Source organism: Crocosphaera watsonii WH 8501, from assembly GCF_000167195.1.
In the GTDB taxonomy this organism is placed as follows: Bacteria; Cyanobacteriota; Cyanobacteriia; order Cyanobacteriales; family Microcystaceae; genus Crocosphaera; species Crocosphaera watsonii.
The window spans coordinates 1-10,716 of sequence record NZ_AADV02000150.1; the positions used below are offsets into that span (position 1 = coordinate 1).

Here is a 10,716-nt window from a genome sequence, read left to right on the forward strand (position 1 = left end):
AATTAGAACAAATTAAAATCCCCCTCCCACCCCTAGAAGAACAAAAAAGAATCGCTAAAATACTAGATAAAGCTGATGAAATACGACACAAACGTAAAGAATCAATCCGCTTAACTGATGAATTACTTCGCTCAACCTTCTTGTTGGACTTTGGATAAAAAACAATTGTTAGCGTAAAATTTACGCTAAACATATCTCCAGAGCTAAAATAGAGAATTAAGGTGATTTTAAAAACTCTCTTTCCATCTTTTTAGGGGATTTTAAATATTAAATAGCTTCATTCAGTTTCGGTTCCAATATAGATATCTAAGTAGCTTTCAGTTAGAGATTGAATGACTCGTTCTAATTCATCAATGAGATTTCTTCTAGTGAGTTTTTCTACAGCATCAATATGAGCAGAACTTCCGGCTCGTCCTAAATATTTATATTTGGTTTTTTTCTCATTATTAGTGGCCATAGGAAAAATTGATTCAGCAGCCTGTAGTTTATAATACCAGTAGATTGTTCCCTTTCCATTAACCTGATAACGAATAATATGACAATTAGCTGGTGCTACTTCCCCTTCCCGTTCAATTTTCTTTATTTTCTGTTTAAGAGAGCGAATTAGACTCTTAATTTGTTTGGCTCTCAGGTGGACATCTTGACTGGTCTTAAGTTCGGAATGTGATGACATTAGCCTTAACTGTAACAAACAACCTCTTTTGATGTTAGCGTATATATTCCGCTAATTTATAAGGTAATAAATTTTAAAAATGACCAAAAATGAAACGGCTACTTCTGTCGAGGAATTCCTGGTGTGGAGGTCTAACCTCTTCCAAGGACTAAAAGCTAGAAAAGAAACTATTATAGAATTACTCGATGCCCTCTCCAGTAACCAACAAGCTCACTCAGTCGTTGAATTGTCTCTCAATCCTTTATTTAGAAGAGATTATAACAGTTTATATAGAGGAATTCAAGAGTTTTTACCCACTCAAACTGACCCTAATTATGAACAGAGAATTGAGACTTTATTTTCAGCGGTATCGAGAACAATTCCTCCCACTTCAAAACATTATAACTTATTTGGTATTGACACAACTCCCTGTCCACGACGGTTTGCCGAAACGTTAGCGGATAAAACCTTTATTCATTACCCCAATCCAATTAAGGGAAATAAACCCATTAATATTGGACATTGTTATTCCGTTGTCTGCGCTTTACCTGACCAAATAGACACAGAAAAAGTCCCTTGGGCTGTCCCCTTATCAGGAGAGCTAGTCCCCTCTAAACATAAAGGAGTAAATCAAGGCAATCAACAACTAAAAAAAATCTGGCAAAGTTCTTTATTTTCTGATAAATTATCTGTCTTAGTGGCTGATAGTGACTACAGCCAAAAGGATGTTATTGGGGAACAAGTTAAGCATGAAGACCTAGTTACTATTACAAGAGTTAGAAGTGACCGAGTTTTTTATCGTCAATTTATTCGGGACCCAAATCAAGCCAAAACTTCGGGACATCCCCGTTGGTATGGGTATAAATTTGACCTTAAAGATGACCAAACTTGGGCTGAACCTGATGAAGTTCATCATGTTCCCTTTACAACGAAAAAAGGTCGTCAATTAACAGTGACTATTTCGGGATGGAAACAGATGTTAATGAGAGGAACTAAAAACTATAAAATGAAAAATCACCCCTTTACTTTACTCCAGATTGTTGTCAGAGATCAAGAAAGAAATAGTATTTGGAAACCTATGTGGCTTATTGTTATTGGTTCTCGGCGCGATGAGTTAAGTTTAGTTGATTGTTATCAGTGTTATCGACAACGTTATGACATGGAACATCTTTTTCGATTTGGTAAACAAAGATTATTGATGACATCTTATTTAACTCCCGATGTACATCATGAAGAAAATTGGTTTAAACTAACACTTCTTTCTTATGTAAATTTGTGGGCTGCCAGAAAATTAGCTGTGGTTTTACCCCGTGATTGGGAACAGTATTTGAAGACTAATAAATCCATCAAAATCACCCCTAGTCTAGTTCAAAGAGACTTTTCAAGAATAATTACGACCTTGGGGACTTTCGCCAAATTTCCCAAACGTCGAGGTTTTTCTTCCGGACGTATTAAAGGTTACAAAAAAGCCCCACGAACTCGTCATGATGTTATCAAGAAAGGGAGCAAAAAATCAACTGAAAACTTAAAAGCTCCTTAGTTTTCCTCAGAATCTATAGATTAGCCCTATTTGTCAGACAATTTTATTGACTGATACAGAGCCGATATTTTGGGATTTTAGTTTAGCGTAAAATATACGCTAACAAACTTTTTTTGTCCAAAGTCCAAAATTAAAGGAGGCAGGAGTTAAATTAACTTTTCTTCTAAACAAGCTGCCACTTGCAATATTTTTAACTCTTGATAGGGTGCAGCAATTAATTGTACACCTAAAGGGAGTTTATTAGCTCGTAAAATGGGAAAAGATACCACAGGTAGACCAATAAAAGATAAGGGTTGAGTAAACCGGCCCAAGTTAGGGCGAATTAATATTTCCTCTCCATTAATCATCATTTTTTCCTGTCCTAATGTCGTGGCAACACAAGGGGTTGTGGGGGCAATAATAACATCAACTTTTTGAAATATCTCTTTAACTTGATCTCGATACCAACGGCGAAACCTTTGCGCTTGTATGTACCAAGTATTAGGAATAAACGCCCCTGCCAAAAAGCGATCTCTCGTTGCTGGATCAAAATCTTGGGGACGCGATCGCAAATTTTCTAGATGAAAGTTAGACCCTTCACAAGCTGTAATAATATAAGCTGCTGCCCTAGCTCTATGTGCTTCGGGAATACTAATTATTTCCTTAGTATTTAACAATTTAGCGATGGTTTCAACAGCTTCTAATGCTGCTGTTTCTGCCCCTTCTTGAAAATAGTCTCCTGCCACAGCAATTGTTAAACCATCAATACCATCATTTAACTTATCAAAACATAATTGAGGAGGTAAAGAAGTACAAACAGGATCATCTTGATCTTCACCCTGTAAAACATCAAAAATAGCTGCCATATCTCTCACAGAGCGAGTAAAGCCACCTATATGATCTAAACTATTAGAAAATAAAAAAGTACCAGCCCTTGATAATCTACCATAAGTTGGTTTTAAGCCGAAAACACCACATAAAGCAGCAGGAACTCTAATGGAACCATTGGTATCTGATCCCAAGGAAAAGGGAACTAAACTAGCAGCAACCGCAGCAGCAGATCCTCCAGAAGATCCCCCAGAAATTCTACTCAAATCATGGGGGTTAGGAGTTGCCCCATAGTGACTATTTTCTGTAACAAAACCATAGGCATACTCATCCATATTTAAAGCACCAACTAATATAGCACCTGCTGCTTTTAACTTTTTAATTGCTGTAGCATCTTCCGTTGCTGGTGAATTTTCTTTATTGATTTTTGAGCCAGCTAATGTTATAATACCCTCAATGTCAAACAAATTTTTAACAGCGAAAGGAACACCTGTTAAAACCCCTGTATCTTCTCCTTTTGCTATTCGTATATCAAGAATTTTTGCTTGTTCAAAAGCCTGATTTTTGAGGATAGTTGTAAAACAGTTTAATCTGGGGTTTTGCTGTTCGACATAATCAAGAAACTGCCCAGTAACTTCAATGGCTGTAATTTCTTGATTATTAACTCTTTGAGAAAGGGAAATGGCATCCAAAGAATCAATATTCATGGTTCAAAAATAGGGGCAGCTTCAAGATTGTCAGGTAGTTCAAATTCAGTGAAGAAACTAGCAATTTCAGAAATCATACTCAAATTATCTACAACCCCTGGCATAAATTCAGGAGCAATGGGCAAATCAATTATTATGGAAGTTTGTTCGATATATTGTCTGAGGTTGGTTTGATTATTATTCATGGCTTTGCGCCCTGTTTAAAGGGCTTTAAATTGTCAGGAAAATGTTTTGATAAAAGCTAGACTACTGTATAAATTAAAAGCAGCATCCCAAGGGGTTTCTTCTCGACGTAATAGGTTAATATGGGGTTGAATAAGTTTGAGTAACTCTTGAAAATCAATAGCTGATTCTCCAAAGGGGGTAAACTCCGAGTAAGCAGGAAGAGATGGAATTTTTTCCGAGAGAAAAGCCATAATATGTTGCCAACTTTGTTTCATAGTTGCTTGACCATCTTGGGATTTTTGTAGATCAGAAAATGGGATACCTTCTAAGAAACGATATTGTTGATCACACAAACGAATGATAGCTTGCTTTTGAGGTAGATGAAGATCACAGATTTTTGCATAATCTAAAATTTCTGTCTTCCGTTTTAACTTACCTTTTAAACCAACATCGATACATTCTTCAAAAATGGGTAATAAACCATCTACCCTTTGTCCAACTTCCGACCAATCAAAAGTCAAAATATCCCGTTGTCCTTTTTTGGGTTCGTAAACAATAGTGACGTTGGGTTCAACGGATTCAATATAAAGAACACTGTATACCTTTAGAGCATTAACATGAGCAACCAATGCCGTGAAACAGGGAATTTCTGCTTGTTGCAATTGTTCTGCTTGAAATTTTAGCTTACCTATGGCTCCAGTACGGTATAGTCGCCAGGAACGACTAGGGAGTTGTAATCTAGCAGTGTAGGGATCAACTTTCATAATTTCCCCAAATTTTTGCGCCGCTGCCTTCTTCGACTCATTGGGGATAGCCTCAAGGAGTAACACCCCCATTTCCGAAGCCCCGCTTTCTTCCATTGCTTCGTCCAAAGCAGTTTGACGCTGTTCAATTTCTTGTTGATTAATTCGTTCAATTCCTTGACGAATCTGCCTCATTAGCTTAGGGTTGACGGTATTGGGCAACAATTCTCGATAACGTTGATTAGCAAAAGTGACATCCCCTTGAGCTTCAGCTAAACGGGCTTGATAAAAGGGAATCCAAATGTTATCTGCTTCTTGTTCCTGCAACTGTTGAAGCAGTTGAGAAGCTTCTTCATAATTTTCGCTGTTAATAGCATTAATGATAGGTTCAACCATCGCAATATTTATGGTTCAATAACAATGAACAATGGACAATGGATAATGGATAATTATCATTCCGAGGAATCTACTTCACACCCCATGATAATAGGCAGCACTGCCAAGCCTAAAATACTAATGAGTTTAAAGTACAAGAAAAGAGCCTGAAAAGCTAGGAAAAGTTAGAATAATTTACGAATTGACGTAAACTCGACCTTTCCAACCCCCTCCTTTGCCACGCCAATGTCTCCAAGCAGAGTCTAGGGTCATTAAACCATATAAAAGACCGATCAGAGGTAAGGTTAATGACCACAAAAGAGAACATTGATATAGTTTCAGAGTAGGGAGATAAGAAATACTCATCAATAACCAAGTTATCCCCCCCAAAATAGTCATAACTGTATTTTGAATAATTAATCCCATTATTAAACCAATAGGAGCGACTAAATAAACTATAGTTAATCCTAATAAAGTTCCTATTAATAATAAGGGTGAATAGTTCAACTGTGTATAAGCAGTTCTCGCCACCATATTCCAAATGGAATCTAAGTTTTCATAAGGTCGCAAACTAAGGGTTTTTTCACTTAAACCCAACCAAATTCCTTGCTTTATATTTTGTCTATCTTCTTGTAACTTTGCCTTGACTGCTGCTGCTAAGGAACAATCATCAATTAAAGCTTGTTTAACTACTTCTATGCCGCCAATTTCTTCTAAAATTTGACGACGAATTAAAATACAACCTCCTGCTGCTGCTGCCATTTTATTTTTAGGGTTATTGACCCAAGAAAAGGGGTAAAGTTTTTCAAAGAAAAAGACAAAAGCCGGGATTAAAAATTGTTCCCAAAAGCTGTCACATCTTAACTTAACCATTAGAGAAGTCATGGCTAATTTTTCTATTTCTGCTTGCTTAACTAATTCTTTTAAATTACTATCATGATGTTCAATATCGGCATCGGTTAATAGTAAATAATCTGGTTTATTATCTAGCTTATTAGCTTGTTCAATTCCTTGTTTCATGGCCCATAATTTTCCTGACCAACCCTCTGCTAATGGCTGTCCTGAAATAACTTGTAACTGTTGAGATTTTTGGCAGTTATTAGCAATTTCTTGGGCTACGTTTCCTGTGTTATCATCGCTTTGATCATCGACTAAAATAATAGATAAATTTCCAGGATAGTCTTGATTTAATAAAGACTTTAGACTAATAGGTAAAACATCAGCTTCGTTGCGAGCAGGAATAACAGCACAAACAGAAGGATATTGAGTTAAAGGTTGAAGTTGCTCATTAATACGTTGATTACTTAACCAAAATTTACCTCGAAATAGTAATAAATAGATCCAAATAACTAGGGATAGACTAACAATTATTGTTAAAATATTCAGCATAATCACACTCTCTCACAAAGTACCTGAACAAAAATAAACGTTACAGTCAATAATATAACGTTTATCGAACTCATGAGGGTGGTTCTAACGGTTTTAGTTGAAAAGTGCTTGTGGTAGTGGTATAATTCGATTCCAAGAGAGAACGTGGCGATTCCGCAGGTATCCGGTTCCCATTGCTTCTTTCATGAGTGAAAAATCTAAAAACTCAAGATAAAAAAGCTTACTCTTTCCATCCCCCAAGACTTGGGTTTATAATTTCCACAGATACCTCAGTGGTTTAGTAATTAATTAAGAATAAATGATAGAACCGAGAAAGCAAAAAATTCTGCGCTATATATTAGTAAGCCCTGCAAGAATTGGACTTTGGACAAAAAAGTCTGTTAGCTTATATTTTACGCTAAACTAAAATCCCAAAATATCGGCTCTGTATCAGTCAATAAAATTGGCTGACAAATAGGGCTAATCTATAGATTCTGAGGAAAACTAAGGAGCTTTTAAGTTTTCAGTTGATTTTTTGCTCCCTTTCTTGATAACATCATGACGAGTTCGTGGGGCTTTTTTGTAACCTTTAATACGTCCGGAAGAAAAACCTCGACGTTTGGGAAATTTGGCGAAAGTCCCCAAGGTCGTAATTATTCTTGAAAAGTCTCTTTGAACTAGACTAGGGGTGATTTTGATGGATTTATTAGTCTTCAAATACTGTTCCCAATCACGGGGTAAAACCACAGCTAATTTTCTGGCAGCCCACAAATTTACATAAGAAAGAAGTGTTAGTTTAAACCAATTTTCTTCATGATGTACATCGGGAGTTAAATAAGATGTCATCAATAATCTTTGTTTACCAAATCGAAAAAGATGTTCCATGTCATAACGTTGTCGATAACACTGATAACAATCAACTAAACTTAACTCATCGCGCCGAGAACCAATAACAATAAGCCACATAGGTTTCCAAATACTATTTCTTTCTTGAGCTCTGACAACAATCTGGAGTAAAGTAAAGGGGTGATTGTTCATTTTATAGTTTTTAGTTCCTCTCATTAACATCTGTTTCCATCCCGAAATATTCACTGTTAATTGACGACCTTTTTTCGTTGTAAAGGGAACATGATGAACTTCATCAGGTTCAGTCCAAGTTTGGTCATCTTTAAGGTCAAATTTATCCCCATACCAACGGGGATGTCCCGAAGTTTTGGCTTGATTTGGGTCCCGAATAAATTGACGATAAAAAACTCGGTCACTTCTAACTCTTGTAATAGTAACTACGTCTTCATGCTTAACTTGTTCCCCAATAAAATCCTTTTGGCTGTAGTCACTATCAGCCACTAAGACAGATAATTTATCAGAAAATAAAGAACTTTGCCAGATTTTTTTTAGTTGTTGATTGCCTTGATTTACTCCTTTATGTTTAGAGGGGAATCGCTCTCCTGATAAGGGGACAGCCCAAGGGACTTTTTCTGTGTCTATTTGGTCAGGTAAAGCGCAGACAACGGAATAACAATGTCCAATATTAATGGGTTTATTTCCCTTAATTGGATTGGGGTAATGAATAAAGGTTTTATCCGCTAACGTTTCGGCAAACCGTCGTGGACAGGGAGTTGTGTCAATACCAAATAAGTTATAATGTTTTGAAGTGGGAGGAATTGTTCTCGATACCGCTGAAAATAAAGTCTCAATTCTCTGTTCATAATTAGGGTCAGTTTGAGTGGGTAAAAACTCTTGAATTCCTCTATATAAACTGTTATAATCTCTTCTAAATAAAGGATTGAGAGACAATTCAACGACTGAGTGAGCTTGTTGGTTACTGGAGAGGGCATCGAGTAATTCTATAATAGTTTCTTTTCTAGCTTTTAGTCCTTGGAAGAGGTTAGACCTCCACACCAGGAATTCCTCGACAGACGTAGCCGTTTCATTTTCGGTCATTTTTAAAATTTATTACCTTATAAATTAGCGGAATATATACGCTAACATCAAAAGAGGTTGTTTGTTACAGTTAAGGCTAATGTCATCACATTCCGAACTTAAGACCAGTCAAGATGTCCACCTGAGAGCCAAACAAATTAAGAGTCTAATTCGCTCTCTTAAACAGAAAATAAAGAAAATTGAACGGGAAGGGGAAGTAGCACCAGCTAATTGTCATATTATTCGTTATCAGGTTAATGGAAAGGGAACAATCTACTGGTATTATAAACTACAGGCTGCTGAATCAATTTTTCCTATGGCCACTAATAATGAGAAAAAAACCAAATATAAATATTTAGGACGAGCCGGAAGTTCTGCTCATATTGATGCTGTAGAAAAACTCACTAGGAGAAATCTCATTGATGAATTAGAACGAGTCATTCAATCTCTAACTGAAAGCTACTTAGGGTTTGCTGAAAAAGTTTCTCCAAAATTTATGCCACTTTTGACCAAGAATTTTCTGACAAATCAATAAGTTTTAGTATATAAAAATTGTTTAAAGTATAATCAAAATTAATGAAAGGCGGCTTGATGAGTTCTCCTGTTCTATTATTGGTAAATAAGGACAAAAAAAGCGACAAAAACTGCCTCAGAAGTTTAGAAAGATTGACAACTAAAAATGTAATAGCAATAGATGTAATGGAGGTTTCAGGGAGTTTTGTCATCACGAGATTTAGGCTAAATCTTCGTTTAGCTTGTCCAAACTTTCCCTCAATAGCATTACGGAAGCATTCATCGGAGTGGGCTTGTTTCTTTTCTTCTTCACTGACATTTTTCGGAGGTCTTCCTAACTTCGGACCACTGATTCTTATCCCTCTTTCCTTACACCAATTTCTGTTTTCCCTAGTTCGATAAATTTTATCTACATGGACGGATTCGGGATAATAGCCAAACGTTTCTTTATACTTTTCTACTTGTTCTTTTAAATGACAAGATTCATTGAAGTTTTCCCAACTTATTTTGTCTAGAAACACATAGTTATCTACACAGCTTACTGAGAGTTTAGCTCCAAACTCTATTGTTTTTCCTGCTTTTCCCCTCACTATTGGACGAATATGCGGTTGAGTTAAACTTACAATTTTTTGAGGAACACTCTGGGTCTTATTCTCCCACATTGACTGTTGTTGTTCATAAACTTTTTTGATAGTCTCTAGACAATTTTTCTGTCTTTTACTCAGATTTTCCAGGGAAGCCCCAGCTTGAATTAAGTCTTCTATATTTCCTAAATTTTTCTTAAGGTATTTTAACTGTTTCCCGATAGCTTTTCTTTTTTCTTGATAAGATACTTTTCGTTTTTTAGCTACTTTTAAGTATTCCTTTCTAGCAATTTTTCTAGAAGTTCTCGGCTTTTTTCTCAATTTTACTCTTAATGGTTTATAAAGATTATCTATTATTCTTTCTGTCTCAATTCTGGCTTGATTTAATATGCCTAAATCCGTTGGGTATTTGATGTCTGCTGGCGCACAAGTCGCATCTAAAATTAGTTTACCTTTATTTTTTATTTTTTCTCCTTTTTCTTGGAGACAATCCTTTTTTTTTACTTCTTTATCACTCTTGTCTATTTCTCTTTTTACTATTTTTTTATTGATTTTGTTTATCAATTCTCCATCAATTCTTTTCCTAAAATGAACTAGCATTGAAGATTCCAGTGGTGGCTCTTGTTGATAACAATTTAAACCTATAAAGTATTGTAGATAGGGATTTTCTCTAATCTGTTCTATAGTTTCTCTATCACTTGTTCCTAATTTTTCCTTAATAATTAATGTCCCTAATGCCATTCTAAATAGTTTGGCCGGCGCACCTTTTTCTGCTGAAAAAAGTTTAGCATATTCTTCCTCAAAATCATCCCAAGGTATCAACTCTGCCATGATTACCCAACGATTATTGGGGGACAATTTGCCCTCGAAAGGTAATTCAAATTTTTCTGGGGGCGGTAAAGGTTGCTCCTCTTTTCGATACATTTGTTCTTGACCAACAACTGGGAGGTGTTTCTACCAATTATAGCGGTTTGTAGCCGACAAAGCTGATCTTTTTTGCGATCGCGAATATGGGTGTAACCTTTTAAAGAATAGGGTTTTGCTTTTATTCAGCAAACCCTACTTAGATATCTATATTGGAACCGAAACTGAATGAAGCTATTTAATATTTAAAATTCCCTAAAAAGATGGAAAGAGAGTTTTTAAAATCACCTTAATTCTCTATTTTAGCTCTGGAGATATGTTTAGCGTAAAATTTACGCTAACAATTGTTTTTTATCCAAAGTCCAATACGAGGCTTACTATAAACTTTTTGAAGCTTTAGGTTTGCCCCAAGTAGAATTTCATGGCTAATTCTAGTAAGGTACCGAGCTCGAGTGATCCGTTCCCCCCCCCCTCC

Annotated in this window: 9 protein-coding genes and 1 pseudogene; 3 read left to right on the plus strand and 7 right to left on the minus strand. The window is 36.0% G+C overall.

Annotated features, from left to right (window positions below; genetic code table 11):
- Positions 1-155: pseudogene (locus tag CWATDRAFT_RS26170) on the plus strand (restriction endonuclease subunit S); the annotation flags it as partial.
- 122 nt (positions 156-277) lie between these two features.
- Here the strand turns inward: CWATDRAFT_RS26170 and CWATDRAFT_RS26175 are convergent.
- Complete coding sequence (locus CWATDRAFT_RS26175; protein ID WP_007303072.1) at positions 278-673, minus strand: hypothetical protein; 396 nt, start codon at positions 671-673, stop codon at positions 278-280.
- A 79-nt stretch (positions 674-752) separates the two neighbouring features.
- On the opposite strand from CWATDRAFT_RS26175, the gene CWATDRAFT_RS26180 reads away from it, so the two are divergent.
- Positions 753-2,192, plus strand: coding sequence for an NF041680 family putative transposase (locus CWATDRAFT_RS26180; protein WP_007307832.1), 1,440 nt, complete (start codon positions 753-755; stop codon positions 2,190-2,192).
- Positions 2,193-2,338: 146 nt separating this feature from the next.
- Here the strand turns inward: CWATDRAFT_RS26180 and CWATDRAFT_RS26185 are convergent, their stop codons facing one another.
- The 5 genes from CWATDRAFT_RS26185 to CWATDRAFT_RS26205 all read right to left on the minus strand — a co-directional run bounded on the left by CWATDRAFT_RS26185 (position 2,339) and on the right by CWATDRAFT_RS26205 (position 8,301).
- Positions 2,339-3,706, minus strand: a complete 1,368-nt coding sequence (locus CWATDRAFT_RS26185; protein ID WP_007307838.1) for an AtzE family amidohydrolase — start codon at positions 3,704-3,706, stop codon at positions 2,339-2,341.
- Entirely contained in the window at positions 3,703-3,891 is a 189-nt protein-coding gene (locus tag CWATDRAFT_RS26190; RefSeq protein WP_007307837.1) for a DUF4089 domain-containing protein, read from the minus strand. The genes CWATDRAFT_RS26185 and CWATDRAFT_RS26190 overlap by 4 nt, the downstream gene beginning before the upstream one ends.
- A 33-nt stretch (positions 3,892-3,924) precedes the next feature.
- Entirely contained in the window at positions 3,925-5,010 is a 1,086-nt protein-coding gene (locus tag CWATDRAFT_RS26195; protein WP_007307836.1) for a hypothetical protein, read from the minus strand.
- Positions 5,011-5,184: 174 nt separating this feature from the next.
- Entirely contained in the window at positions 5,185-6,378 is a 1,194-nt protein-coding gene (locus CWATDRAFT_RS26200) for a glycosyltransferase (protein ID WP_007307835.1), read from the minus strand.
- Between the two features lie 483 nt (positions 6,379-6,861).
- Entirely contained in the window at positions 6,862-8,301 is a 1,440-nt protein-coding gene (locus tag CWATDRAFT_RS26205) for an NF041680 family putative transposase (RefSeq protein WP_007307834.1), read from the minus strand.
- Between the two features lie 79 nt (positions 8,302-8,380).
- Between CWATDRAFT_RS26205 and CWATDRAFT_RS26210 the strand changes: the two genes are divergently transcribed.
- A complete protein-coding gene (locus tag CWATDRAFT_RS26210; protein WP_007305720.1) occupies positions 8,381-8,815 on the plus strand; it encodes a hypothetical protein in 435 nt (144 codons plus the stop codon).
- Here the strand turns inward: CWATDRAFT_RS26210 and CWATDRAFT_RS26215 are convergent.
- A complete protein-coding gene (locus CWATDRAFT_RS26215; protein ID WP_007307833.1) occupies positions 8,775-10,301 on the minus strand; it encodes an IS5-like element ISCwa2 family transposase in 1,527 nt (508 codons plus the stop codon). The genes CWATDRAFT_RS26210 and CWATDRAFT_RS26215 overlap by 41 nt on opposite strands.
- Between the last annotated feature and the right edge of the window lie 415 nt (positions 10,302-10,716).